The 24633-nt window shown below is 35.6% G+C and carries 30 protein-coding genes; 23 read left to right on the forward strand and 7 right to left on the reverse strand.

Going from position 1 to position 24633, the window contains the following annotated elements:
* Positions 1–211: 211 nt before the first annotated feature.
* Genes flgK through K4G57_RS05390 form a run of 4 tightly spaced genes read right to left on the reverse strand, consistent with a single transcriptional unit; the run spans position 212 to position 3018 of the window.
* Complete coding sequence (flgK, locus tag K4G57_RS05375) at positions 212–2038, reverse strand: flagellar hook-associated protein FlgK (protein WP_221532152.1); 1827 nt, start codon at positions 2036–2038, stop codon at positions 212–214.
* Between the two features lie 10 nt (positions 2039–2048).
* Positions 2049–2504: a hypothetical protein gene (locus K4G57_RS05380; protein WP_221532153.1), complete on the reverse strand. Its 456-nt coding sequence runs from the start codon at positions 2502–2504 to the stop codon at positions 2049–2051.
* Between the two features lie 28 nt (positions 2505–2532).
* A complete protein-coding gene (locus K4G57_RS05385) occupies positions 2533–2769 on the reverse strand; it encodes a flagellar biosynthesis anti-sigma factor FlgM (protein WP_221532154.1) in 237 nt (78 codons plus the stop codon).
* A gap of 54 nt (positions 2770–2823) precedes the next feature.
* Complete coding sequence (locus K4G57_RS05390) at positions 2824–3018, reverse strand: hypothetical protein (protein WP_221532155.1); 195 nt, start codon at positions 3016–3018, stop codon at positions 2824–2826.
* 160 nt (positions 3019–3178) lie between these two features.
* On the opposite strand from K4G57_RS05390, the gene K4G57_RS05395 reads away from it, so the two are divergent.
* From K4G57_RS05395 to K4G57_RS05445, 11 genes are all read left to right on the forward strand, one after another.
* On the forward strand, positions 3179–4417 hold the full coding sequence (locus K4G57_RS05395; RefSeq protein WP_221532156.1) for a peptidoglycan DD-metalloendopeptidase family protein: 1239 nt from the start codon (positions 3179–3181) through the stop codon (positions 4415–4417).
* Positions 4417–5016: an NUDIX hydrolase gene (locus tag K4G57_RS05400; RefSeq protein WP_221532157.1), complete on the forward strand. Its 600-nt coding sequence runs from the start codon at positions 4417–4419 to the stop codon at positions 5014–5016. Before K4G57_RS05395 ends, K4G57_RS05400 begins: the two co-directional genes overlap by 1 nt.
* Positions 5016–5804 carry a hypothetical protein gene (locus K4G57_RS05405; protein ID WP_221532158.1) on the forward strand — a complete coding sequence of 263 codons (789 nt, stop codon included), beginning with the start codon at positions 5016–5018 and terminating at the stop codon, positions 5802–5804. Before K4G57_RS05400 ends, K4G57_RS05405 begins: the two co-directional genes overlap by 1 nt.
* Positions 5801–6946 carry a lipid-A-disaccharide synthase gene (gene lpxB, locus K4G57_RS05410; RefSeq protein ID WP_221532159.1) on the forward strand — a complete coding sequence of 382 codons (1146 nt, stop codon included), beginning with the start codon at positions 5801–5803 and terminating at the stop codon, positions 6944–6946. The genes K4G57_RS05405 and lpxB overlap by 4 nt, the downstream gene beginning before the upstream one ends.
* 70 nt (positions 6947–7016) lie before the next feature.
* Positions 7017–7487 (forward strand): transcription elongation factor GreA, encoded by a 471-nt coding sequence (gene greA, locus K4G57_RS05415; protein ID WP_221532242.1) that lies wholly within the window; start codon positions 7017–7019, stop codon positions 7485–7487.
* 11 nt (positions 7488–7498) lie between these two features.
* Positions 7499–7930 carry a dUTP diphosphatase gene (dut, locus tag K4G57_RS05420; protein ID WP_221532160.1) on the forward strand — a complete coding sequence of 144 codons (432 nt, stop codon included), beginning with the start codon at positions 7499–7501 and terminating at the stop codon, positions 7928–7930.
* Between the two features lie 15 nt (positions 7931–7945).
* Positions 7946–8536, forward strand: coding sequence for a hypothetical protein (locus K4G57_RS05425; RefSeq protein WP_221532161.1), 591 nt, complete (start codon positions 7946–7948; stop codon positions 8534–8536).
* Positions 8526–9548, forward strand: a complete 1023-nt coding sequence (locus K4G57_RS05430; protein ID WP_221532162.1) for a hypothetical protein — start codon at positions 8526–8528, stop codon at positions 9546–9548. The genes K4G57_RS05425 and K4G57_RS05430 overlap by 11 nt, the downstream gene beginning before the upstream one ends.
* Positions 9549–9557: 9 nt before the next feature.
* Positions 9558–10196 carry a type III pantothenate kinase gene (locus tag K4G57_RS05435; RefSeq protein WP_221532163.1) on the forward strand — a complete coding sequence of 213 codons (639 nt, stop codon included), beginning with the start codon at positions 9558–9560 and terminating at the stop codon, positions 10194–10196.
* Positions 10193–10807, forward strand: coding sequence for an ATP phosphoribosyltransferase (gene hisG, locus K4G57_RS05440; protein WP_221532164.1), 615 nt, complete (start codon positions 10193–10195; stop codon positions 10805–10807). Before K4G57_RS05435 ends, hisG begins: the two co-directional genes overlap by 4 nt.
* An 11-nt stretch (positions 10808–10818) precedes the next feature.
* The gene (locus tag K4G57_RS05445; RefSeq protein WP_221532165.1) at positions 10819–12084 is read left to right on the forward strand and encodes a 3-isopropylmalate dehydratase large subunit; all 1266 of its coding nucleotides are present in this window, start codon (positions 10819–10821) and stop codon (positions 12082–12084) included.
* Here K4G57_RS05445 and K4G57_RS05450 read toward each other — a convergent pair.
* Entirely contained in the window at positions 12081–12419 is a 339-nt protein-coding gene (locus K4G57_RS05450) for a hypothetical protein (RefSeq protein ID WP_221532166.1), read from the reverse strand. The two genes, K4G57_RS05445 and K4G57_RS05450, sit on opposite strands and share 4 nt — an antisense overlap.
* A 100-nt stretch (positions 12420–12519) precedes the next feature.
* Between K4G57_RS05450 and tatB the strand changes: the two genes are divergently transcribed.
* From tatB to K4G57_RS05490, 8 genes are read left to right on the forward strand one after another with little or no spacing between them, the layout of a single operon-like run.
* Positions 12520–13053: a Sec-independent protein translocase protein TatB gene (gene tatB / locus K4G57_RS05455; RefSeq protein ID WP_221532167.1), complete on the forward strand. Its 534-nt coding sequence runs from the start codon at positions 12520–12522 to the stop codon at positions 13051–13053.
* Entirely contained in the window at positions 13054–13809 is a 756-nt protein-coding gene (gene tatC, locus K4G57_RS05460; RefSeq protein ID WP_221532168.1) for a twin-arginine translocase subunit TatC, read from the forward strand.
* Positions 13809–14885: a tRNA preQ1(34) S-adenosylmethionine ribosyltransferase-isomerase QueA gene (queA, locus tag K4G57_RS05465; RefSeq protein WP_221532169.1), complete on the forward strand. Its 1077-nt coding sequence runs from the start codon at positions 13809–13811 to the stop codon at positions 14883–14885. Before tatC ends, queA begins: the two co-directional genes overlap by 1 nt.
* A gap of 8 nt (positions 14886–14893) precedes the next feature.
* A complete protein-coding gene (rsmG, locus tag K4G57_RS05470; RefSeq protein ID WP_221532170.1) occupies positions 14894–15457 on the forward strand; it encodes a 16S rRNA (guanine(527)-N(7))-methyltransferase RsmG in 564 nt (187 codons plus the stop codon).
* Positions 15451–15657 carry a PP0621 family protein gene (locus K4G57_RS05475; RefSeq protein ID WP_221532171.1) on the forward strand — a complete coding sequence of 69 codons (207 nt, stop codon included), beginning with the start codon at positions 15451–15453 and terminating at the stop codon, positions 15655–15657. Before rsmG ends, K4G57_RS05475 begins: the two co-directional genes overlap by 7 nt.
* Positions 15651–16034, forward strand: a complete 384-nt coding sequence (locus tag K4G57_RS05480) for a hypothetical protein (protein WP_221532172.1) — start codon at positions 15651–15653, stop codon at positions 16032–16034. Before K4G57_RS05475 ends, K4G57_RS05480 begins: the two co-directional genes overlap by 7 nt.
* Entirely contained in the window at positions 16021–16683 is a 663-nt protein-coding gene (locus K4G57_RS05485) for a Crp/Fnr family transcriptional regulator (RefSeq protein WP_236033236.1), read from the forward strand. The genes K4G57_RS05480 and K4G57_RS05485 overlap by 14 nt, the downstream gene beginning before the upstream one ends.
* Positions 16680–18032, forward strand: a complete 1353-nt coding sequence (locus K4G57_RS05490) for a type IV pili methyl-accepting chemotaxis transducer N-terminal domain-containing protein (RefSeq protein ID WP_221532174.1) — start codon at positions 16680–16682, stop codon at positions 18030–18032. The genes K4G57_RS05485 and K4G57_RS05490 overlap by 4 nt, the downstream gene beginning before the upstream one ends.
* Here K4G57_RS05490 and K4G57_RS05495 read toward each other — a convergent pair.
* Positions 18022–18912, reverse strand: coding sequence for a HemK/PrmC family methyltransferase (locus K4G57_RS05495; RefSeq protein ID WP_221532175.1), 891 nt, complete (start codon positions 18910–18912; stop codon positions 18022–18024). The genes K4G57_RS05490 and K4G57_RS05495 overlap by 11 nt on opposite strands.
* Entirely contained in the window at positions 18893–20113 is a 1221-nt protein-coding gene (locus K4G57_RS05500) for a M48 family metallopeptidase (RefSeq protein ID WP_221532176.1), read from the reverse strand. The genes K4G57_RS05495 and K4G57_RS05500 overlap by 20 nt, the downstream gene beginning before the upstream one ends.
* 148 nt (positions 20114–20261) lie before the next feature.
* Between K4G57_RS05500 and K4G57_RS05505 the strand changes: the two genes are divergently transcribed.
* The 4 genes from K4G57_RS05505 (at position 20262) to hisC (ending at position 24633) form a co-directional block, all read left to right on the forward strand.
* Positions 20262–21257 carry a rod shape-determining protein gene (locus K4G57_RS05505; protein WP_221532177.1) on the forward strand — a complete coding sequence of 332 codons (996 nt, stop codon included), beginning with the start codon at positions 20262–20264 and terminating at the stop codon, positions 21255–21257.
* 2 nt (positions 21258–21259) lie between these two features.
* Positions 21260–21985, forward strand: a complete 726-nt coding sequence (locus K4G57_RS05510; protein WP_236033237.1) for a purine nucleoside phosphorylase YfiH/LACC1 family protein — start codon at positions 21260–21262, stop codon at positions 21983–21985.
* Positions 21986–22028: 43 nt separating this feature from the next.
* Entirely contained in the window at positions 22029–23465 is a 1437-nt protein-coding gene (locus K4G57_RS05515) for a hypothetical protein (RefSeq protein ID WP_221532178.1), read from the forward strand.
* A 64-nt stretch (positions 23466–23529) separates the two neighbouring features.
* Positions 23530–24633: a histidinol-phosphate transaminase gene (gene hisC / locus K4G57_RS05520; RefSeq protein WP_221532179.1), complete on the forward strand. Its 1104-nt coding sequence runs from the start codon at positions 23530–23532 to the stop codon at positions 24631–24633.

Raw genomic sequence — 24633 nt, forward strand, 5'->3', positions numbered from 1 at the left:
CACCGCACAAATTATACAAGAAAAGTAAAGAATCTAAATCTAAAAACTAGTATGTTCAAAACTCAATAAATCTTATAGAAATAGCAATAAATCAGAATTATCACAAGGCATTTTATTTTATCAAATGCTAGAATATGTTTAAGGTATTATGGATTAGAATTTTTTATAAAGTTTGAGAATTTGAAGGAATATTCAAATTAAGAGCTAACTCTTAATTCTTAATTCCTAATAATGTAGTTATCATTTCATCAATAGCTGTTATCATCTTCGCATTTGCGCTATATCCGCTTTGGAATCGGATAAGATTGACTAGCTCATCATCAACAGAAACTTCTGAAAGGGCTTTATACTCTTTCTTTGTGGCAGTATAGACGGCTTCTTTTGTTGCTTGTGTGGTTTGTGTCGCTTGTGTCTCTGAAGCAACTTTGCCAGCAATGTAACGAAAATACCCACCAATAGTTTCTGAACGTTCTTCCCCTTTATAGTCTGTAAAGGTAATCTTGTCAAATTGCAATTGTTGCATTTTGTTTGCTACAACAAAGTTTCCATCTACGGCTTCTCTAAAGGCTCTAATAAGTGTTGGGTCATTGCGGTATTGTTGTGCAAGCTCAATGTTGCTTGCATCATTGCCGTCAAAAAAGCGATTAATACCAAATGCACCCGCGAAGTTTGTGCCATTATCTTGAATTGAGATATAAACTTCTTGTGTGGGATTTTTAGAAGCAATACTAAAAGTTTTAGAGTCGTTGTTATAGACTGCTTCAAAACGATCATCAAAGTCATTTAAAGCATTTCCGTCTTGATTGTCATCTACATTTGCATTGAGTTGGTTTATGATACTTTGCATTGTTGTGAGATTATTAATCGTTACTTCTCTAGCTCCTAATGCATTGCCATCTTTGTCATACATCACAACTTTAAATGTTCCCTCATGCACATTATAGCCGCTTGTTGTTAGCGCATCTCTTGCATCTATGATTAATTGGTCGCTTCTTGCGCTTAGCTGTGAAGATTCTGCGTAAATATTGTTTGTGGCTTCTATGATTCCATTTGCAAAAGTATCCAAATCATTAATATATACTTGAAGCTTACCTATTGTTCCGTTACAAGTTAGCACATCTTCAGTGCGGATTAAATCTAATATTGCGCCAACTTTGCCCTGATTTAAAGCGTTTGTCAAATTATAAGGCTTATGATCGTTTCTTAAATATTTAATCGTATAGATTCCGCTTGGATTTTCGGAATTATCTAAAACTAGAGGGTGAAAGGAATCACCATCTACAATAGAGTGTCCGCCAATTGTTAGCGTATAATCATCATCAAAATCGGCAATATCTTTATTCACGCACGCGCTTCCTCGCACATTTTGTTTAAAGACATCACAACCGATGAGATTATTAATTTCAAACTCGTATTGGTCGCGCAAATCACGCAAATCATTCGCTTTTTTGTTAAAGTCTTGGTTTTCATACTCTTTGATTTTTTTGTTTAAGATTGCGATTTGTTCTCCTAAGCGATTGACTTCATCAACTGCTACTTTCATTTCATCATTTAAACGTTGTTGGAGATACTCTAGAGATTTACGTGTTTCACGGATATTTTTTGTGAGCGTATTTGCTTGTTCTGCTAGGGCAACCTTTTGCGCTGGGTCTCCGGCTTTTGTAGAGAGGTCTTTCCAAGCATTAAAATAACTTTGCAAATCTTTATAAATTCCAACTCCGTCAATTTCTGGATAGTAAGAGGAAGCTTCTTTGAGCCCAGAAAAACTTGTGTCGTAATAGGTTTTTTCCGAAGCTGCCTTTTTGTAGCGCATATAACTATACTCATCATGCACACGTTCAATGGTTAAAACATCTAAGCCCTGCCCTAATGCGTAGTTTTGTTTCCAAAGGGGAGTTTCAGCAGCACTTCGCACAACTTGACGCGAATAAAATTCATTGTTTGCATTGGCAATGTTATTTCCTGTAACATCTACCATTACTTGATGTCCAGTTAGCCCGGTATAAGGAGTGTTTAAAGAAGAAAGTAATCCGCCCATAACCTAGCCTTTAAACTTCTGCTTGTAAAAATGATGCGTTGCCTAGTGATTGCTTTTTGTATCCTCTATCTTCAACAGGAACGATTTTGCCTAAAAGTGAGCTATAAAATTCAGAAACAGCTAAGGACATCTTGCCAAAACGTAAATTTAAATCTTTTAATAAGTTTAAATTATCATGTAAAGCTGCTGTGTATTCACTAGCACCCTCACCTAATAAGCGTTGCTTATCTTCGTAAGTGAGATCTTCTAATGTAGAATTTGGAAACTCTTTACGTAAACGTTCTGCCACCTCTTCGGCGTAAGCTTCTTTTTTGCGGATAAATGATGCGATTAATTCTTCTTTTTGGGGAATCCTTGCAAAGATTGCTTCATTGTTTGCAACCTTAATATCTGCAATATCTTGTTCAGTGATCGCAATTAGAGCTTTAATATCCTCTAATGCGTCTTGTAAAAATTGCAAAGACATGATAACTCCTAATAAAATGTAGTTATCCCTATCTAAGCAATTCTTGTGCCAATTTCTCTGCACTTCCCCTTATGTCAATTTTATATGTTCCCTTTTTGATAGCGTCTTTAATAGCTTCAACTTTGGAATCTGTTTTTGTGGTTTCTTTTGTTTTTTGCTTATCGTCAATAGCTTCATTTTTTGCATTAACTTGCGCAGTGTTTTTATTGTTTGCTTGATTAATAGCGGTTGAAAAAGTCGCATTGCTCATCAAATGGCTAATCATTTTCACTCCTTATCTATGAAATCTTAACTTATATATCGGCTAAATTTTAAAAAACTAAAAGGATTCACGCACACTTTTTGCAACATCTTGTAAAAACTTCTCTGTTTCGTTTTTTGCCGGTGCGATATGTTGCACTTCACTATGCAATGGAACATTTGCACCACCAATCTTTATAGCATATAAAATCACAAAAAGCATAAAATACACAAACAATCCAAACCCAATTGATGGCATAAACCAATCTTTCATTATGTATGCTCCTTTAAGCTCTTTTGTGTAAGATAAATGCAAGATTATAGCAAAATTTCTCTATTTTAAGCATTTTTTAGATTTTATTGCCCTAAATTGCGTATTTTGTGCTATAATCCCTAACTTCTTTTCAAAAATTAAAAATCTTTAAAGGCTTATTATGCGCATTATCAAAGGGTTTAAAACCGCAAAATACTTTAAAAATACGCTTAAATTTTGGTTCGCTTTTGGAGTGTTTGGGACGTTTTCACACGCTGCAACCCTTCAAGAATCCAAATGGGAGCAAGGGCAAACTCTGCTCACTTTCTTTGAAAAAAATGCAGTCCCCTTAAAGACTTATTATGAGTTAGCACCAGAGGATAAAGAACTTGCCGATGAGATTATTAGCGGAAGCACTTATTATACGCTTTATGATGATTCTACGCTCTTACAAGCACTCATTCCCATTAATGAAAATTCACAACTGCATGTCTTTAAACAAGGCGATAAATACGGAATGCGCGCAATTCCAATTGTGTATTTTTCTAAAGAACATACAATTTCGCTCTCTGTAAGCAACTCTCTTTATAACGATATTACCCGCTTAACAGGAGATAGTTTTTTAGCAAGTGATTTTATCCAAGCTTATAAAGGAAGTGTAGATTTTCGCAAAGAAGTGCGCAAGGGAGACCAACTCGCAATTATTTATGAGCGCAAATACCGCTTAGGCAAGAACTTTGGTGCGCCAAATATCAAGGCTTCCACACTTAGAGTGAGCAACAACAACCGATATGTTATCCGCCATGAAGATGGACACTTCTATGATTTAAAGGGAAATAATTTAACCAAATATTTACTTACTGTGCCTTTACAATATAAAAGAATCTCTTCACATTTCTCAATGGGGAGAAAACACCCAATTCTAGGCTATAAACGCCCACATTTAGGCACAGATTATGCAGCCCCTAGACACACGCCAATCCGCGCTGCTGGTAATGGAAGAGTGCTTTTTGCTGGAACAAAGGGCGGTTATGGTAAAACCGTGATTATTCAGCATGATAATGGATACAGAACGCTTTATGCACATATGCATAAAATTGAACGTAAAATCCGCACAGGCACTCAAGTCAAACAAGGTAGAAAAATTGGAACGGTGGGTAGCACTGGGCTTAGCACAGGACCGCATTTACATTTTGGCTTATATAAAAATGGCAACGCAGTCAATCCCATCAAACACTTAAAAGTCGCACAATCTAAACTACAAGGAAAAGAAAAGGAGAGCTTTTTAATCAGTGCTAAAAACTACAAAGAAGCACTAAATACAGCCCTAAGAGAAGATAGACTCCAAAATATACCCTTTAAACGTGTCAAAAATGACTATATCGTATATCTTAGCAAAGATGATAAGAATCTAAACTAATGCAACCTAAGAATATTTCAAATATCCGCTTTAGTGCGTGTGAGGATTCTAAATACATTAAATTTAAAAGAATGCTTTTTACCGAAAATGGTAAAGAACGTAGTTGGGATATTATTGAAGCGCATGATAGTGTTGCAGCATTACTCTATCACACACAAAAGGACGCATTTGTTATTGTTAAGCAGTTTCGTCCTGCTGTGTTTTTAAAAGAGAGGAATCGTAACACAGAACATTTAAAAACTGAAATTGGCTACACTTTTGAACTATGTGCTGGAATCACTGATAAAGACAAGCCACTAAATGTTATTATGCAAGAAGAAATTTTAGAAGAATGCGGATATAACATTCCGCTAGAGAATATCACGCAAATTGCGGAATTTTATAGCTCGGTGGGTTTTGCTGGAAGTAAGCAAACATTATTTTTTGCAACGCTTGATGAAAGCTATCGTCAAAATTTGGGCGGTGGGGTTGATGATGAGAATATTGAAGTGGTGTTTATCCCAAAAGCGGAAGCTTATGATTTCATTTTAGATTCCGCATTTCCTAAGACTTCTGGGATAATGTTCGCGTTTCTTTGGTTTTTTAGGAACAAAATCTAATGCAAAATCTCTCCGCCTTAAGAGAACTTACACAAAAACTTAATGAAATTAAAGAAACATGGCAGATTTATGCAATTTTTGAAGAGGCTAGAGAGAGTTTTAATAAAGAGTTTAACGCACTTAAAAAAGATAAAGAAGCCTTAATTAAATCCTTTAACGACACTTCGGCAAAAAACGCACTTTTACTTGCGCAAAATAAAGAGCTAGAAGCTAAAAATAAAGCTTTAATAGAGAGCAATAAAACATTAGAAGATAAAGGATTAAAAACACAGGGTGTTGTGCAAAAAAAACTACAAGATTCCATAGAATTAGATTCTAATGTTTTTATGGAATCTAAAACAAAAGACTTTACTAGCCTTTATATGCAATGTGAGGGCTTACAAGAGACGTTAAAAACAATACAAGCAATCTTTGCAAAAGTTCCCCACACTGCCCCAAAACCCCTGACAAAACTAGAAGTTTCTTACCAAAAACACCAACGTTTGCTTGCAAATCCAGCAGAGGATTATGTGCATTTAAAAAGTGCTAAAGAGTTGTTTGATGCACTCATCAATGCAGAATCAAAGCTTAAAACTCTGGATTTAGATTTAGCAAAACTACAAATTGAAATGCGTGATTTACTTCAAGAAACACAAACAACAAATAGGGCAATTAGCCCACAAGAAATTTCAAAACAAGAGACTTCAAAAAGTGATTCCCTAAATTCAAACCCACAAGAAACCCTTGCAACAACAACTCTAATGCAAGATTCCATAATTTTAGACTCCACAAATAACAATAAGCCTTGAAACCTGTAAGAATCTTTGTCTCTGCCCTAGAATATTCTGCGAATCTGCATCTCTTAAAATTTCTCAATGCTTTTAAAGAAAAAAATATCCCCTTTGTCCTTTGTGGAATCTTTGATAGCAAAGTGCTTAAGGGATACACAAGCACTTACAATCCCTCTGTATTTCGCGTAATGGGTTTTAGTGGAATCTTAAAATTAATTCCAAAATTTCTTACTATCCAAAAAGAGCTTGCTAAGCTTGCTAGCTCCTGCGATATTGCGCTATTTATGGATTCCTCCTCGTTTAACATTCCACTTATTAAAAACATTCGTAAAATTTGTCAAAAACACTCTACCAATCCCCCTTATATTGTTTATTATATCTTACCGCAGGTTTGGGCGTGGAAAGCTTATCGCGCTAAGGTTTTAAGCAGAATCTGCGATTCTCTTTGGGGGATTTTGCCCTTTGAATGGGATTTTTATCCTAAAAATACACCCATTTGCTATGTTGGACATCCGCTATTAGATACGATTCCCTATTCTTTAAATGCGCGTCAAGATTCAAAAAAAATCGCTTTTATGCCCGGCTCAAGAAAGGCAGAAATACGCGCACTTTTTCCTATTTTTAAGACCTTAGCACAAATGCTAAAAGACAAGGGAAAGATTCCGCTTTTAATCATACCTAAGACATTTGAAAATAAGAATTTAAGTGCAATTTATGGAAATCTTAGTGATTTTGAAATCGCCTTTGATACTTATGAGGGTTTAAAAGACTGCTCCTTTGCTTTTGTATGCAGCGGAACTGCCACGTTAGAATCTACTCTTTTAGGGATTCCAACTATTCTAGCTTACAAAACGCGTATGCTAGATTATTACATTGCTAAAACCCTTGTAAAGTTAAATTTCATTGGCTTAGCTAACATTTTCTTAGAATTTTGCACTTACAAATCTCCAAAGAACAACCCAAACCCAAAAAATCCACCCATTCACCCAGAATTTTTACAAAGCTTAGTTACACCACAAAATCTACTTTATGCCTATGAAAACTATAATTACACACACTTTTTTGCACAAAAAGCCAAACTTCAAGACTATTTACAGCATGGAAGTGCGCAAAATTGCGCAACAAATTTAGAAAATTTGATAAAAAATTTACAAAAATAAAGGGCTTTTTAACTCTCTTTGCCTTACTATTTCAAATTATTTCATTTTTTAAGGAATCTTTGTGGAACCTATGACAGAATATGGCTACAATAAGCTAATTACTGAACTAAAGAACCTAAAAGAAGTTGAGCGACCAAAAAACATTATTGAGATTGACACAGCTAGAGAGCATGGCGACTTAAAAGAAAATGCGGAATACCACGCCGCAAGAGAACGTCAGCTCTTTTTGGATGCACGTATTAATGAGCTAACACAGCTTGTCGCAGAAGCACGCGTAATTGACCCTACAACACTCTCCCATGAGAAGATAAGTTTTGGCTCAACAGTAACACTAGAAGATTTAGACACAGAGGAGAGCTACACATACACTATCGTAGGAGCAACAGAAAGCAATCCCGATAAAGGCTTAATCTCTTACCACTCCCCCCTTGCGAAGCAACTCTTAGGCAAGGTTGTAGGCGATGAAGTGGGTGTAGTTTTGCCTAAAGGGCGCGTGGATTACGAGATTTTAGAAATCACTTATAAGCCTATCGTGTTTTAAGGATTAAGATAATGGCTGTGCTAAAAATCAAACTTTTAAGCCCAAATGCAACACTTCCAAAATACCAAACAAGCAGTGCTTCTGGCTTTGATTTGTGCGCAAGTGAAAGCCTTACAATAAAAAGTGGAGAATATGCACTTGTGCCAACAGGGCTTAGCTTTAGTTTTAGCAATAAATACGAAATTCAAGTGCGCCCTAGAAGTGGGTTAGCTCTAAAACATGGAATCTCTGTGTTAAATGCACCTGGGACTGTGGATGCAGACTATCGCGGAGAAATAAAAGTTCTTTTAATTAACCATGGAAAAGAGAATTTTGCCATTAATATTGGTGATAGAATTGCACAAGCTGTGCTTTGTCTAGTTGAGAGGGCAAAAATTGAAATCGCTGAAACTCTAGACGATACAGAACGTGGTAGTGGTGGCTTTGGAAGCACTGGTAGGTAAATAAAGGAGAAGAATTTGAGCTTAAAACAAAATGTAAAATACATCAAAGAAGAAATGAATAATGATGAGAAAATGCTTGAGAGTTTATTACGTCTTGAGAGTTGGTTTAGACGTTATAAAACTCTGCTTTTTGCACTACTTGGAATCGCTACTATCGCTATTGCTGGTTATGTTGGCAATAACTACTATCAAGAAAACAGACAACAAACTCTAGCAAATGCATATGAAAAAGCACTAAAAGGCGATGAGGCTGCACTTACAATCCTAAAAGACTCCAAGAGTAGATTGTATGATTTATATCTTTTTCAAAATGCACTAAAAAATCAAGATAGCACTACACTAAAAACTTTAGAATCTTCTAAAGATCCTCTCATTGCGCAATTTGCAAAAGTGCAAAATGCTTCGCTCAATAAAGATTTGAATGTGCTAAACTCTCAAAGTGCTGGAGATTTTGGCTATTTACAAGCTGCACTTTTAGAAATGCAAGCAGGAAATGCACAAAAAGCTAGAGAAATTCTAGAAAAGATTAAAAATGACTCTCCATTACGTGATATTGCAAATGCACTGACACATTTTAGCCTTAAAGGAATCAACAATGCAAAATAGTTTTTTAAAACACTCTTTGAAACTTGTGTTTTTAGGAATTATTGGGGCTTTAATGCTAAGCGGTTGTGGTTCAAAGTATTATTTTGAACCTAAGGAGGATACCATAAAAGGCAAAGTGTCTTATAATGGTAAAATCCCAAGTAGTATTCAAACCATTGTACGTGATGGAGCCACGCTTAAAAATGGGCAGTTTATTACAAAAAATGGCGAGATTCCAAACATTTTTCTAAAAAAAGACGCACAATACCTCAATGAAAGTGAAGAATACTACATTACGCAGCTTAGCAAATCCCTTGTGTTAATCAACAAGAAAGATAAACAAGAAACTACAATTGCACTTGATGACGTTCCAATAAGTGCCTCTATAGATGACAACCTTATCGCCATTGTTTTTGATACCAACACAATTGCAATCTATGATTTAGAAAATATGCAAATAGTTTATCGCCAAGAAAATGTCCCAGCCCCTGCAAATAATACACTCATTGCCTCGCCTTATTTTCTAACAGATATTGTCGTAATCCCAACACTAGATGGCAAACTCATTGTTGTAGATAAGACAAGTATGCGCCTTGTTAGAAACATCGTGGTCAATGGAGATAAATTCTTTAACAATGTGATTTTCTTAGAAGCTATTGGAAATCGTATGGTTGCTGCAACCCCAAAACGTATCATTTCTGTTAGCCCAAATATCATTAATACCTTTGATTCCAATATTAAAGATATTCTGTTTTTTGAAGATAGAATCTTTATTTTCTCTAATGAAGGTGAGATTATCCTAACAGATAGAGATTTAAACGAAACACGTCGTATGAAATTCCCATTTGCGAATTTTTCTGCAACAAACCATGGAAAAGATATTGTTGTTCTTGAAACACAAGGCTATATGATTTTAGTAGATGATGCTTTACAAACAAGCACAATTAAGAAATTACCCAATAAAATCTCTACACCGACTTTTTCTGCATCGGATAAAATTTTTATCCATGATACATTCTTTAATATTCAATAGGTGCTTTCAATGATTCTTTGCGATATTGGAAATAGTTTTTTACATTTTTACTATTGCGGAAGAATTTGGAAAGAAGATAAGCATGCACTCACTCCAAAAGACCCTAAAGAAACAATTATTTACATTAGCGTCAATAAGGATTCCACAAATGCGCTTTTACGCTCACACAAGCGCTGTTTTGACTTATGCAATCACTTAAATCTTGACACCACTTACAAGGGTTTAGGCGTGGATAGAATCGCAACTTGTATGGCAGTTAATGACGGCGTGATTGTAGATGCTGGAAGTGCGCTAACTGTGGATATAATGCATCAAGGTATCCATCTAGGCGGCTTTATAATGCCCGGTATTTTGCAATACCGCAAAATGTTTAGCAATATTGCCATTTTAGATCAAGAAATGAATCTTTCTGTGGATTTAAACACATTTCCGCAAAACACTAAAGACGCTATTAGCTATGGAATGCTAAAATCGATTGTTTTAATGTTGCAAACTATCTCCAAAAATAAAAGAATCCATTTCACAGGCGGTGATGGCAAATTTCTTTCGCATTTCTTTGAAAACTGCTTTTATGATGATTTGCTCGTTTTTAAAGGAATGCAAAAGGCAATCGAGACGAATTTCACAGCAAAAGGGATTTACTTATGATTAGGGTTGCACTTCCAAAAGGGCGCAATGCAGAAAAAACACTAGAAATTTTTGAATGTTTCTTAAATATGCCACTACAATTTGAGGATCGCAAACTCATTTTACAAAAAGATGCATTTAGCTTTATGCTTGTGAGAAATCAAGATGTTCCTACCTATGTGGAACGCGGTGTAGCAGATATTGGTGTGGTAGGGCTTGATGTGCTAGAGGAACAAAAAAGTCCGCTTGTGCGTTTGCTTAATTTAGGTTTTGGAAAATGTCGCGTGTGTATCGGCTCTCCAAACTCTTATACCTTTAGTTTTGCAAACCCAAACCTAAGAATTGCCACAAAAATGGTCAATATTACCAAAGCCTTTTTTATACAAAAAGCAATGAGTGTGGATATTATTAAACTTTATGGCTCCATCGAGTTAGCTCCCCTTGTTGGAATGGCAGATGCAATTGTAGATTTGGTAGAAACCGGCGATACAATGCGTCAAAACAATTTAAAAATTGATCATACAATTATGGAAATTAGTGCATATTTGGTGGCAAATCCCAATAGTTTTTATAGGCAAAAACAAAAGATTCTAGAAATCCAAAACCACTTTAAAAATGCGTTAAATCTCTAAAAGGAACAACAATGAAACAAACCATCACAGAAAAAATCTTTTCACACCATGCAGGTAAAACCGTGTATGCAGGAGATATTGTAGATTCCCCCATTGATATGGTTATTGGTAATGACATCACAACACCACTTTCTATTAAAGCCTTTGAAGAAAGTGGCGCAACAAAACTTGCAAATCCCGATGGATTCTGCATTGTCATGGATCATTTTATTCCTGCAAAAGATATTGCAAGTGCTAATCAAGCAAGAATTAGTCGTGATTTTGCTAAAAAACACAATCTCAAATATTTCTTTGACGAAAAAGATATGGGGATTGAACATGCACTTTTGCCAGAAAAAGGGCTTGTGGTAAGTGGTGATGTGATTATTGGCGCAGATTCTCATACTTGCACACATGGCGCATTAGGTGCTTTTAGCACAGGCATGGGAAGCACAGATTTAGCTTATGCTATGATTACAGGGCGCAATTGGTTTAAAGTCCCAAGTTCTATTAAGGTGGAATTCATCGGCAAACCTGCAAAGCATATTTATGGAAAAGATTTAATCTTAGAGGTCATTCGTCAAATTGGCGTAGATGGTGCGCTTTATCAAACCTTAGAATTTTGTGGTGAGGGGATAGCATATCTTAGTATGGACGATCGCTTCTCGCTTTGTAATATGGCAATTGAAGCAGGAGCTAAAAATGGAATTATTGCTCCAGACTCCATTACTCGCGAGTTTCTAGCAAGTCGCCCAAGTTTGCGCACACAGCCAAAAGAGTTTTTTTCAGATCCAAATGCTACTTATACACGCACTATCTCCATTGATACTAGCAACCTTGAACCTATTATTGCTTACCCCTTTTTACCAAGCAATGGAAAAAGCATTTCTCAAGCTCTCAAAGATAATTTAAAGATTGACCAAGTTTTCATTGGCAGTTGCACAAATGGGCGTTTGAGTGATTTAAAAATCGCAAGTGAGATTCTAAAAGGGAAAAAGGTGCATAAAGATGTGCGACTAATCATTACACCCGGAACACAACAAATTTACAAAGACGCGCACAAGTTAGGTTATATTGATATTCTATTAGATTCTGGAGCATTGATTTCAAATCCAACTTGTGGTGCATGTCTTGGTGGATATATGGGAATCTTAGGGGATAACGAACGCTGTGTTTCTACGACAAACCGCAACTTTGTAGGGAGAATGGGTGCTAGAAATTCTGAAGTGTATCTTGCAAATTCCGCAGTTGCTGCAAAAAGCGCAATTGAAGGTAGAATCGCAGACCCACGCTTTTAATAAAACTTACCCATTCCTTGTGCTTGTTGTAATTGCGCTTCAGAGAAAATCTCCTCCCCCATATATTGCCACTCTAACTCACTAGGGATTGAAAAATCCCTGTATTGTTGCGTCGTGGGATTCCTGTCTCCATTTTGAAAAGAACGCAAACTATATCCTGCTATACTTCCGCCATTTAGCAAATACGCTGTTGTGCCAGCACCAAGTCCGGCACCTAATAAAAAAGCATCCGTCTTTGCAGAAATGCAACCACTAAAACCCACTAAAACTCCAATTAAAGAACCAATAAATAGTGCCTTTTTAAATCTTTCTTTGTTAAAAAATCTATCCGTCATTTTCCACCTTCTTAATAGAAATTCTAAACTTTTCTAAGCACACTTTATTCCAAAATTAGATAAAATCCCAAGTTTAGCTAGTAAAAAAGGCGATTTAGCAATGTTTGGAATGGGATTTTTTGAAATTTTAATGGTTGCTGTTGTGGCGATTATCTTTTTAGGACCAGAGAAATTACCAAAAGCACTTGTAGATATGGCAAAGTTTTTTCGTGCTGTGAAAAAAACGATGGAAGACGCAAAAGAAAGCTTAGATAAAGAAATTAATCTTAGTAAGATTAAAGAAGAGGCTTTAGCTTACAAAAACAGCATTGCACAAGGTGCGCAAAATCTCACAAAAGAGCTAGATTTAAAAACACTTGATTTAGATGAGAATCTTTTAGAGGATTCTAACACCCAAACGCAACAGATTGCACAACAAACCCCACAAAATCCCCAAACTTTACAAAAAGATTCTACAAATGCTTCCACAGCACAAAACGCAGAATCCACAATGCAAACTTCTCTACAAACCTCTCCGCAAACCCAAAAAAACTCAAACACACAAACACAAACCATAAGAGAGGTCAAACTAAATGTTAGCAACAAAACTGCCTTAAGCTTTGGAGAAAATCTCAAAAAACATAAGGAATCCTAAATGCTTGAAGATTTAAAACCCCATATCCAAGATTTACGTCGCTGTTTAATCCGCATTGCCATTGCACTTTTAATTACATTTTCAGTGGCGTTTTATTTTTGGGAGATTATTTTAAATTGGATGGTAGAACCTTTGAGTAGTGCCTTACCAAATGGACGCGAGAGTGTGATTTTTACGCAAGTTGGTGAGGCATTTTTCACAGCACTTAAAGTAGCGTTTTTTAGTGGATTTATTTTTGCACTTCCTGTGATTTTCTGGCAAATTTGGGCATTTGTTGCCCCGGGTCTTTATGATAACGAAAAAAGGCTTGTTATTCCTTTTGTAATTTTTGGGACTTTTTTCTTTTTATGCGGTTGTGCATTTGCTTATTATATTGCTTTCCCCATTGGCTTTGGCTATCTTATTAACTTTGGTAGTCAGTTATTTACCGCACTTCCTAGCATTGGAGAGTATGTAGGATTCTTTGCAAAGCTAATGATAGGCTTTGGTGTATCTTTTGAACTTCCAGTGATTACATTTTTCCTAGCAAAAATTGGACTAGTAACAGATAAAACGCTCAAAGATTACTTTAAGTTTGCTATTGTTTTTATCTTTATTCTAGCAGCTATTCTTACTCCTCCTGATGTGCTTTCACAATTTTTAATGGCAATCCCCCTAACACTACTTTATGGAATTTCTATTATAATTGCAAAAATGGTCAATCCTTACAAAGAAGAACCCCTTGAATACATTAAAGACTCTTTAGAGGAAGCATAATGGACCCTCTATCCCTAGCAAGTTATGATTACACCCTTCCTAAAGAGTGCATTGCAATAGAGCCTATCCGACCAAAAGAAGCAGCAAAACTGCTTGTGTTTCGTCGCAAAGATTCTACCATTACACACAGCACTTTTAGGGATTTTGCGAGTTTTTTACCCAAAGATACATTGCTTGTTTTTAATAATACAAAAGTTTTATCTGCTAGAATCTATGGCGAAAAACTCCTAAACTACCCCCTAAATCAAAGGGGTGCAAAAATTGAAGCACTTTTTCATAAAGAGCTTAGCAATAACCGCTATTTAATGCAATTTAAAGGACGTCTAAAGCCTAATAATACCATTGCTTTTGACAATGTTTATGCTAGGATTCTAAAGGACTCTACACATTTTGGAATCGGTTTTAAAGAAGCAGAATTTTTTACCCTACAAGCAAATAAAGAAATTCCACTAAGTCGCGATGATTTTTTTACCTTTTTAGAACACAGCGGACACATTCCCCTACCCCCTTACATTAAACGTAGTGATACGATAGCGGACAAGGAAGATTACCAAAGCGTTTTTGCTAAGCACTTAGGGGCTATTGCTGCACCTACAGCTTCACTGCATTTTAGCAAAAGTGCCTATACGGAATTAAACAAGCATTTTAATACCACAGAGATCACCTTACACACTGGTGCTGGAACTTTTATTGGTGTGAGTGTGGAAAATATTTTAGAACATGCAATGCACACGGAATCTTTTTTCATCTCCGAAGATTCCGCACGAAAGTTGAAAGAAGCAAAGCACATTACCGCCATTGGCACAACCACAGCACGTACCATTGAAACTTATGTTAGGAGCAATGCATTTAATAAGGGAGAAGCACTAAGTGGAGAGTGTGATTTATTTTTACACCCCAAAAATCCGCCCAAAGCAACCCACGCACTATTAACCAACTTTCACTTGCCAAAAACCACACTTTTAATGCTAGTTGCTTCTTTTGTCGGACTAGAACAAACCTTAAGCATTTACCAAGAAGCTATTGCACATAACTATCGCTTTTACTCCTATGGCGATGGAATGCTCATTTTATAGAGGACAAAATGCACTTAAGCACTGAACAACACGAACTTTTAGAATGCTACAAACAAATGCTACTTTCTTGGAATGCAATCCATAGCTTAAGTGGAGCAAAAGATTCCCAAAGTATCCAAAAAAATATTGATAATTCTCTCTTTCCTTTAAAAAAAATTGACCTAAGCCAAAAGCACTTAATTCTTGATATTGGTAGCGGCAATGGCTTTCCCGCAATTCCTTTACATATTGCCCTTAGAATTCCGACAATTCTCTGTGAGCCAAATGCTAAAAAAGTAGCCTTTTTGCAAAATATTAAAGCAACTTTAGGGCTGCAAAATCTAAGCATTCAACGCAAGAAAATAGAATCTCTAAAACTTGAAACCCTCCCAGATTGTATCACTTCAAGAGCAACTTTTAATGTGGCAATTCTTTTAGAAAAATGTAAGCACTGCATAAAAAATGAAACAACAATTTTGCTTTATAAAGGCTCGAATGTGGATAATGAGATTCCAAAGGGACTCAAACACACACGCTTTGCGCACGCATTATTGCAATATCTTGTTATTAACGGAAAGGAAGTTTTATGTTAAAATGGATATTATTCGCACTTTGTATTGTTGGAATCTATTTTTTCTTTTTTAAGAAGCCAAAAACCATTCACGAAAAAAAAGAACACAAAAAAGATTCCATAATGCTAGAATGCGCCACTTGTGGCACTTATGTTTCAAGTGATGAGGCTATTATTCAAGATGGCAAATACTACTGCTCTAAGGAATGTGCGCAATGCTAATCCTAAATCACCCCCTAATTACACCTTTAAATCTAGTCTTTGCAAAAGAAAAAGAGAAAATCCAAAACTCACTTCCTAATGATTTTTTAATCCTAACAAATAGGGATTCTACTAAACTTTTGCATTTAGCTAAATACTGCCAAGACAATCACCTAAGCTTTAGCGCAATCCCGACAAATACCACAGAAGCTTTACTTTTAATCAATCTTAATGTGCGCTTCTTGCTAACTAATAATTTAGAATTTGCAAAACATTTGCAAAAACTTGCTGAAACCTATCTCTTTGATGCTAAGATTCTACTATGTATCACACAAGAAAAACAAATTGATAGTGTTGCAGAACACGGAATTGATGGAGTTATTTTTGCAAAACTCTAATCCTCTTGCTAACTATGCACCTTTTAATACACTCTCACAAGAGACAATGGAATCCCTTTTAACAATCACAACTTTTAAAACCTACAAGCAAAAAGAAATTATTCTTTATGAAGAAGAGGTTAAAGATTCCTTATTTTTTCTTTTAGAAGGTGCAGTAAAGCTCTATAAAGTCGGACGCTTTGAAAATGAAGTCTTTTTGGGAATCTTAGAATCTGGCTTGCTAATGGATTTTAAATTTGAATTCCATACTTTTAGTTCCTTTTGCAATATTGAATGCATAAAAGATTCTTATATTGCTTGTTTTCAAGCAAAAAAACTCCACACACTCTTAGAGCAAAATCAAGAAATCTTAACTTTATTTTTTAAAGCTACACAACATAAACTTGAACTCTTTACTGAAGTTATTCAAAAAGAACTTATCTTCGATGGCACTGCAAAACTTGCCTACACACTCTTTTATCAACTTGATTCCTTTAATGCAAGAAAGAAGCAAGAAAATGCAGCACTCTTAAATATACAGCCCGAAACACTCTCAAGAATCTTAAAGAAACTCCACAGAGACGCGATTTTAAGCACTGATGCACAAGGAAAAATCAAAATCTTAGATTTCCAAAGACTCCAATATATTTTCAAACAGGAAACATTATGACAAAAATTGTAACACGCCTTATTGTTTTAGGAATCCTAACAACCCTTTGTATTGCTGTGATGATTTTTTCTGTAATTTTAATCAATGAGCGCAGTTTAAAAGATGGTTACATCATCAATATTGCTGGCAAAGAGAGAATGCTAACCCAAAAAATTACTAAAGAAATTTTTATCATAAATTCTCAAAATAGCAAGGATTACACAGCACTAAATCAAGCCATTATTGAGTTTGAACAAAATCTACACACCCTACGTTTTGGAGATTCTAAACGCGATATTGCCCCACCAAATAAGGAAATCTTAAAAACAAAACTAGATTCCGTATCCAAAAAATGGCAATCTTTTAAAGCCGATGTGGAATCCTTCAAGCAAGCTTCTAGTAAGCTCCATAACGATAGAGAATTTTTGTATGCTAATAATCTTACAATGCTAAAACTCTCCGATAAAATCGTAAAAGCTATGGTGCAGGCAAATCTGCCCGCTAAACAAATTGATGATTCTGGACGTCAAAGAATGCTAACACAAAGAATGACATATTTGTTAGTGCGCTACATTAATAATTGGGAAGATTATGCCTATCGTGGTTTCAAGGAGAGTTATGCACTTTATAACAGCATTATTGATGAGTTTGCACACAATCAAAATTATAAAAAAATTCCACATTTATCCCAAAGTATCCAAGAAGCTTATGCCTTTTGGCAAGTATATTCTAAGCATATTAACGCCGTTCTAGAAACTCAAGAAATTGTAATTGCGAGTCTGCGAAAAATCGCTCAAAACAACACTGATATTCTAAGTGAAATTGACTGGCTTGTAAATCTCTATTCTGACATTTCCATTCACTCAAGAACATATTTAGCAAAATTTCAATACGCAGCTGCATGCATTATGCTACTCCTTGCTTTCTACTCTATTTATCATTTGCTAAAAATCCACGGAATCCTAAAACGTTTTGTGGATACAACACAACTTTTAGCAAGTGGAAAGCTTAAAACAAACCTAGCCCAAGCAATCAAGCTTGAAGGAGAAAGTGAGCTATCCCAAGCCTCTTACAATCTCTCACGTTTCATTCAACAAATTGAACGCACAAAAGAAACTTCCAATCAAGCAATTTATTTAAGCGAAGTTATTAGTGAGGAAGTCGCTAGCATTAGTGATGCAATTCGCAATAAACTCACACATGCGCACATTAGTGATTCCAAACGCAAAAACATTGAAAATGCCATTAACTTAGGCGAAGATATTGCTATCCAATCTAGCGAACAACTTATCGTTGCTGCAAAACTCATTGAGAAACTGCATATTATCCTAAAAGAAATTGAAGATTGTTGCGATACTTCTAAAAGCTAACCATAAAGCCACGATCTAACCCCGCTAAGTCTTTGTAAAATTCCAAAGCGCGGTGTGGAATCTCTTTTAAATGCGTTTGAATGCTCTCTCTTTGGTCATAGCCCATTTCACAAAGTAGATAAGGAATCTGATTTTGGTATGCTAAATTGATAATATGGTGCAACATCTCATCTCCCCTCTCTCCTCCAAAAAGTGCATTTTGTGGCTCATAAGCCAAAGATTTTGGAAGCAGTGTGCCGTTTTTAATATAAGGAGGATTTGAAATTAGAAGATCAAATTTGAGTCCCATTTTTATATTAAAATCCAAATAAGAGCTATGGTGCAAACTTAGATTATCAACCTTAAAATTCACCTTATTAACATAGGCAATAAATAAAGCCTCTGGAGAAATATCACTTGCATGTAGGGTTAATGCAGAGTCTTTTTTTGTGAGACTCTTGTTTAAATGCGCAAGCAGCACACTAATTGCCCCACTTCCTACGCCAATTTCTACGATATTTTTACAATCTTTTTGGTCAATAAGCTCCAATGCTTTATTGACTAAAATCTCCGTTTCAGGACGTGGAATTAATGCGCCATAGGAGATATACAACTCCTCCCCATAAAAACTCACTTTTTCTATTAAATATTCAATGGGTTCTTGATTTGCACGACGTTTGAGCAATCTAAAATACGATTCTACAAAAAAAGATTCCACAGGATTATTAGAGAAAATATGCAACTCAACTCTTTGTAACCCTAGCACAAAACCTAGCAAAATCTCTGCTTCTAAACGCGCACGCGAAATTGCATTTTGTTGTAAAATCTGCGCACCAACATCAAGCAATGCCTCAATGCTGTTTGCCTTTGTGTAATTTGTTTTAGAATCCTTGTGTAGCATTTTTTCCCAAATATCCGCAATCTAGCGCAATAAGTCTTGCCATTAAAGGCGGATGGCTGTAATAAAAGCACATGTATAAAGGGTGTGCAAGCGGAAAGGAATTATTCTCTTTTACAAGCACAAGCAAGGCATTTGCTAAAGCCTCTTTTGTCGTTAAACTTGCTCCAAATTTATCAGCATTAAACTCATTTTTACAACTTAAAAAATTCACCACAAGCATAAAATAAAATCCAAAAGGCGCACTAATAATTAGCAAAAATATAATACTTGCCTGCGGACTCATCTCTAGGTTTGCACTTGCAAAAAGCATCTCTGGCATATTTGCCACAAAAAACACAAGGGCGGCAAAAAAACCAAGAATTAACGCCATCATTTTATAAATATCATAATGCTTAAAATGCCCTAGTTCATGCCCTAACACTGCCAAAAGTGATTCATGTGAAATCTTATCTAAGAGCGTGTCAAACAAAATTACACGTTTTGCTCTGCCAAGTCCTGCAAAATAAGCATTTAATCGCCCATCACGTTTAGAAGCATCCATAACAAACACGCCCTCACTTTTAAATCCAACACGCATAAGCAAAGCATTAATCCTTTGCTTTAGCTCTGCATCTTCTAAGGGTGAAAACTTATTAAATAGTGGCGCAATTATCGTAGGATAAAGCACATTTAAACTCACGATTAACACTGCTCCTAAAATAAAAGCATAAAGCTCCCAATTCTGCACATTTAAAATAATCCAACTCAATACAAAGATTAAGATTCCACCAACCACCAAAAGCAACACAAAGGACTTTAAAGTATCCACCACAAAGAGTTTTACACCCCCCTTAGCAAAACCAAATGCTTTATCTAAAACAAGCGTTTGGTAGGCTTCAAGGGGTAATTGCACCACAAATTGCACAACCAAAAAGCACAAAACAAACACCACAGATTCCATTAGCGGAGCAAAGTCTAATGTGCGCTCTAACGCACTAAAACCAAATAAAAGCCAAAAGCCAACAAGCACTAAGTCTAAAAGTGTGCTTATAATGCTTAATCTTTCACGCAAACTCGCATAATGCGCAGCTTGTATAAACTTCGCTTTTTCTAAAATATAAGGCTCTTTTGCACTCTCTTTTTTTAAAAATCCTAACTGCAATAGAGACAATAAGAGTTTTGGAATACTCAAAAACAGCGCATAACACACAAAAATAAGCATTTAAAATCCTCAAAAAATTATTTTATTTTCCTTAAAATCGCCACTAAAAATCTTGATAAATTCCTATAAAACTTGTCTGCATTATAACAAAAGCGCGTAAAATTTACTATTTATGCTGTATAATTTGCTAAAAATTATGCGAGAAACTATGGCTTTATTTGACAGAAACGATATTGCAGTGGATTTAGGCACGGTAAATACTATTGTGCGCAACGATACTGATAATGTATTATTTTGTGAGGCAACTTGCATTGCAATAGAAAACAAATACAACAGCACACACACATTAGCAATTGGCAATAATGCAAAAAAAATGTTAGGACGCACTCCTCAAGACATTAACGTGATTAACCCCCTTTTAAATGGTGCAATTAGCGACTTTGAAACTACAAAAATCTTTATGCAAGCTCTTATTGAGAGAGGAAAAACAAATTCCCTAGCCCCTAGAGTTGGAATTAGCATCCCCCAAAACTTAACACAAGTAGAGCGCCATTCCCTTTATGAAGCAACAATGTTTGCAGGGGCAAAGGAGGTGCTTCTTATTGAAGACCCATTTAGTGCAAGCGTGGGTGCTGGGCTTGATATTAGCACTTCACGCGCAAAAATGATCATTGACGCAGGTGGCGGCTTAGTAGAAGCTAGCATTATCTCTTTAGGCGGACTTGTAACAAGTGCCTACACTAAAGAGGCTGGCGACTTTATTGATTATGCCATTATTGAATTTTGTCGTTACAATAAGAATATTGGTATTAGCAAAGATATCGCAGAAAGAATTAAGCATACCATTAATGTATTCTCTGATAATCCTAACATTAACATTGGTGCTAAAAATCTAGTCAATGGAATGCCAATTGCGTATGAATTGCAATTAAATGATTTTAAAAATCTACTCTTAAATAGTATGGAAAAAATTAAAAGTGTGATTTTAGAAGCCATCAACGAAGCTCCACCGCAAATTGCACCCGACTTAATTGATGATGGAGCAGTGCTAACAGGAGGCTTAGCCCTAATGCAAGGATTAAGAGATTATTTAGAAGAAGAATTAAAAATCGCAATTAATCTCTCGCCCGATCCCCTACAAGATATCTCCAAAGGCGCATACTTGATTATGGAAAATTATGCTAATTATGAACAAGGATTATAATTTTGGATTCCACAATTATAAAATCTTCAAATTCTGTTTTATGTGTGCAAAAAACACAAATTAAAACACCTAATGGCGTATGTGCCTTCCTTAGCCATGCTCCACTTAATGTCGCCTTTCATGCTGGGGGAGATTCTAAAGAAAGTGTTTTAAAAAACAGAAGCATAGCAATTGCACCCCTACCCTTAGAAAATCTAGCCTATCTTAATCAAATCCATGGCAGTGAGATTATTCAAGCACAATCTGGAGGATTTCTAGGCAATGGGGATGGAATTTTAATCACACAAAAAAACATTATTGGAATGGTTATGGTTGCAGATTGTAATCCTATTTTACTTTATGCTATGCAAAAAAAGATTCTAATTCTGCTCCATGCTGGACGTGTAGGCTTACAAAATGGAATCCTAATGCAAGCGCTAGATCTTTTACAAAAACGATTCCATAGTTGCCCAAATTCTATTTTTGTGTATGTGGGACCCTCTATTAGAAACTGCTGTTATAAGGTGGGGGAAGATGTCTTCAAAGAAGGAATTTTAGAAAAAGGCAGAATTGTACGTAATGGTGAGCTTTATTTAGATTTAATTGCTGTGATTAAAGCACAACTAGAATCTTATCGTCTTAAAAACTATACAATTGCACCACAATGCACTTGCTGTGATAGCAATTTTTTCTCCTATCGACGCAATTTAAATTGTGGGCGCTTTGCTCTTTTTGCACATTTGGTATAATACAATCTCTAAGAAAAATGTCTAGGTTTTCAAGGGTCAAGGTATGATTGGTTATTTAATCGGACTAAATGCGCAAGCAAAGCGCGGTTTGATTGAACAAGCACACAACAAACGACGTTTTGAGTTTGATCTAAGCGTATGGGATGCAGATTTTAAAGAAATTTCGCCCAATTTAGAAGTGGAATTTGAACTCTCAGATGACAAAACACGCGTTAGTGTCGTGCGTCCTAAAAAAAACCCTAATCAAAGTTTTGTAATCCATCAAACACGTGATATTAAAGACTGCATTTATGACTATTTTGGGGGCGTTGAAAATCTAATTAAACGTTATGAAAAAGATATTAACTCCAAAAAAGACTTAGATTTTTTACGCATTAAACGCTTTTTATTTACTGCTTATAATGATCTTTTTGAGCTTGATAGCACCATTTCAAACACGACTTTAACAAATCTAAAATCAGAACTTGGCGCACTAGATAGAGAATATGAATCTTTCACAAAAAAAGCCTCTTATCCTCCACAATACTCTTATGAAAAAATCTTTTTAGCACGTCAAATAGAATTTGTAAAAATGGAAGAACTCATTGAATCCACACAATCTATCATTAAAAGCGCAACAATCCAACAAGCTGCTATGGGGACTACACTAAAAGCTATGGAGGAACAATTTGCAAAACGTACCGATACGCGTAGTGCTACTTACGCACAAGCCCTAAGCAATCTTAAAAAACTACGCAAACGCTATGTAGATTTACTTCACTATCTCTCCGAACAAAAAGACAAACTTGCCAAAGCCACAAAAGTAAGAGATGCGTTTTCCGAACAATTCTTTGAAGAATTTTTAAGAAGCTATATCCCACTTACTAATGCACTAAAACAAGACTTCATTAGGCTTTTAAATGCAAAAGCTTATGATTTAGATGCACTTCTTTGGCAGAGGGCAAAACGTAGTTTAAGCGTGAGAAGATTTTTTATTAAAGCTGGAATCACTGGAACTTATAGCTCAAAAACATTTTTAAAATATTTTTTACACAGCCTAGATCGTAACAAAATCCGCAATGAGACGAAAAAACTTTTTGACCTTTTGAAGTATCTTGAAGCATTTTCTAGAAAAAATATTCTCCTAATTCAAAGCTCAAAAGACGATAGTAAGCGCTATGAGCAATATTTAAAAAATTTTGATAGTGATTTACAAATCACAACTTCTAATGACCCACATGATTATTTAAGCATTTCTAATCCTACAGATTATCATGTTATTGTTATGGAATGGGAAGTGTGTGAAATGAATATTTTAAGTTTTATGCAAAAATACCTTGAACTTTTCAGTACAACCTCCTGTATTCCAAAATTTTGCGCAATTATGCCAAAAGACGCTCATGGCTCAACGCTCGCGGAAATTAGAGAAAATGGCATAGATTACTATGTTACACAAGGAAACATTGACCAATTTATAGATATGATGCGAATGATTTTGTAGTTTTTGTGCTTTTGGGTTAATTTTTTGCTACAATAATAGATTATTTTTCTTGGGGTTTTGGACGATGACTTTTAACACAGCTTTAGATTCCATTAAAATATATGAGGCAGGACTCCCAATAGAGCTTGCAGTTAGAAAATATGGGATTGCAGAATATGAAGTGGTAAAGCTTGCTTCTAATGAAAATCCTCTAGGGGCTAGCCCAAAAGCAATTGATGCAATTATGAAAGTCGCACAAAATGCGCATTTGTATCCTGATGATTCTATGTATGTCCTAAAAGAGAGCTTAGCCAAGCACTTCAATGTTACAAGCAATACTCTAATCATAGGTGCTGGAAGCGATCAAATTATTGAATTTTGTATCCACGCTAAGGCAAATCACACAAGTAAAGTTTTAATGGCAAAAACCACTTTTGCAATGTATGAAATCTACGCAAAATCCGTTGGAGCACAGGTTATACGCACGTCAAGCCATGAGCATAACTTACAGGAATTTTTAGAAGCCTATAAAGCATACAAACCAGCAATTATTTTTCTGTGCATTCCCAATAACCCATTAGGAGAATGTTTGGATTCTAAAGAGACTTTTGAATTTTTAAAGCAAGTTGATTCAAATTGCCTAGTTATCATTGATGGCGCATATCAAGAATACGCAAAAGCAAAGGATTCCAATAAAGCACTTAATCCAAAAGCTCTTATGGAAGCATTTCCAAATGTCATTTACACAGGCACATTTTCTAAAGCCTATGGACTAGGCGGAATGCGCGTAGGATATGGAATCGCAAATGTTAAGATTATTCAAGCCCTCTCAAAACTCCGCCCACCTTTTAATATCACCACTCCTTCACTTGCAGCAGCTGTGGTGGCATTAGAAGATACTGAACATCTTCAAAGAAGCATAGAAAACAACTTAGAGCAAATGCCTTTATTTGAAAATTTTGCTAGAGAAAAAGGTTTTAAATTTACCCCAAGCTATACAAATTTCATCACCTATTATCTTGAATATCCACTTGATTCCACAGAGGTTGCAGAATATCTGTTTAAAAAAGGAATGATTATTAGAAATCTAGCAAGCTATGGCTTAAATGCAATCCGCATTACCATCGGAACACATGTGCAAAATGAGAAATTCTTTGCACTTTTTAACACTTATCTTAAACAAAAGTAG

Source organism: Helicobacter turcicus (assembly GCF_019711685.1).
Taxonomy (GTDB): Bacteria; Campylobacterota; Campylobacteria; order Campylobacterales; family Helicobacteraceae; genus Helicobacter_D; species Helicobacter_D turcicus.

What these genes read in the sequence shown, in the direction of transcription:
- K4G57_RS05505 (WP_221532177.1), top strand. Translation starts at nt 20,262, where the DNA reads ATGGCTTTATTTGACAGAAACGATATTGCAGTGGATTTAGGCACGGTA.
- K4G57_RS05500 (WP_221532176.1), bottom strand. Translation starts at nt 20,113, where the DNA reads ATGCTTATTTTTGTGTGTTATGCGCTGTTTTTGAGTATTCCAAAACTC.
- flgK (WP_221532152.1), bottom strand. Translation starts at nt 2,038, where the DNA reads ATGGGCGGATTACTTTCTTCTTTAAACACTCCTTATACCGGGCTAACT.
- tatC (WP_221532168.1), top strand. Translation starts at nt 13,054, where the DNA reads ATGCTTGAAGATTTAAAACCCCATATCCAAGATTTACGTCGCTGTTTA.
- K4G57_RS05495 (WP_221532175.1), bottom strand. Translation starts at nt 18,912, where the DNA reads ATGCTACACAAGGATTCTAAAACAAATTACACAAAGGCAAACAGCATT.
- K4G57_RS05445 (WP_221532165.1), top strand. Translation starts at nt 10,819, where the DNA reads ATGAAACAAACCATCACAGAAAAAATCTTTTCACACCATGCAGGTAAA.
- K4G57_RS05385 (WP_221532154.1), bottom strand. Translation starts at nt 2,769, where the DNA reads ATGATTAGCCATTTGATGAGCAATGCGACTTTTTCAACCGCTATTAAT.
- hisC (WP_221532179.1), top strand. Translation starts at nt 23,530, where the DNA reads ATGACTTTTAACACAGCTTTAGATTCCATTAAAATATATGAGGCAGGA.
- K4G57_RS05450 (WP_221532166.1), bottom strand. Translation starts at nt 12,419, where the DNA reads ATGACGGATAGATTTTTTAACAAAGAAAGATTTAAAAAGGCACTATTT.
- dut (WP_221532160.1), top strand. Translation starts at nt 7,499, where the DNA reads ATGGCTGTGCTAAAAATCAAACTTTTAAGCCCAAATGCAACACTTCCA.
- K4G57_RS05475 (WP_221532171.1), top strand. Translation starts at nt 15,451, where the DNA reads ATGTTAAAATGGATATTATTCGCACTTTGTATTGTTGGAATCTATTTT.
- K4G57_RS05400 (WP_221532157.1), top strand. Translation starts at nt 4,417, where the DNA reads ATGCAACCTAAGAATATTTCAAATATCCGCTTTAGTGCGTGTGAGGAT.
- K4G57_RS05515 (WP_221532178.1), top strand. Translation starts at nt 22,029, where the DNA reads ATGATTGGTTATTTAATCGGACTAAATGCGCAAGCAAAGCGCGGTTTG.
- rsmG (WP_221532170.1), top strand. Translation starts at nt 14,894, where the DNA reads ATGCACTTAAGCACTGAACAACACGAACTTTTAGAATGCTACAAACAA.
- tatB (WP_221532167.1), top strand. Translation starts at nt 12,520, where the DNA reads ATGTTTGGAATGGGATTTTTTGAAATTTTAATGGTTGCTGTTGTGGCG.
- K4G57_RS05430 (WP_221532162.1), top strand. Translation starts at nt 8,526, where the DNA reads ATGCAAAATAGTTTTTTAAAACACTCTTTGAAACTTGTGTTTTTAGGA.
- hisG (WP_221532164.1), top strand. Translation starts at nt 10,193, where the DNA reads ATGATTAGGGTTGCACTTCCAAAAGGGCGCAATGCAGAAAAAACACTA.
- greA (WP_221532242.1), top strand. Translation starts at nt 7,017, where the DNA reads ATGACAGAATATGGCTACAATAAGCTAATTACTGAACTAAAGAACCTA.
- K4G57_RS05390 (WP_221532155.1), bottom strand. Translation starts at nt 3,018, where the DNA reads ATGAAAGATTGGTTTATGCCATCAATTGGGTTTGGATTGTTTGTGTAT.
- K4G57_RS05490 (WP_221532174.1), top strand. Translation starts at nt 16,680, where the DNA reads ATGACAAAAATTGTAACACGCCTTATTGTTTTAGGAATCCTAACAACC.
- K4G57_RS05395 (WP_221532156.1), top strand. Translation starts at nt 3,179, where the DNA reads ATGCGCATTATCAAAGGGTTTAAAACCGCAAAATACTTTAAAAATACG.
- K4G57_RS05405 (WP_221532158.1), top strand. Translation starts at nt 5,016, where the DNA reads ATGCAAAATCTCTCCGCCTTAAGAGAACTTACACAAAAACTTAATGAA.
- queA (WP_221532169.1), top strand. Translation starts at nt 13,809, where the DNA reads ATGGACCCTCTATCCCTAGCAAGTTATGATTACACCCTTCCTAAAGAG.
- K4G57_RS05435 (WP_221532163.1), top strand. Translation starts at nt 9,558, where the DNA reads ATGATTCTTTGCGATATTGGAAATAGTTTTTTACATTTTTACTATTGC.
- K4G57_RS05480 (WP_221532172.1), top strand. Translation starts at nt 15,651, where the DNA reads ATGCTAATCCTAAATCACCCCCTAATTACACCTTTAAATCTAGTCTTT.
- K4G57_RS05380 (WP_221532153.1), bottom strand. Translation starts at nt 2,504, where the DNA reads ATGTCTTTGCAATTTTTACAAGACGCATTAGAGGATATTAAAGCTCTA.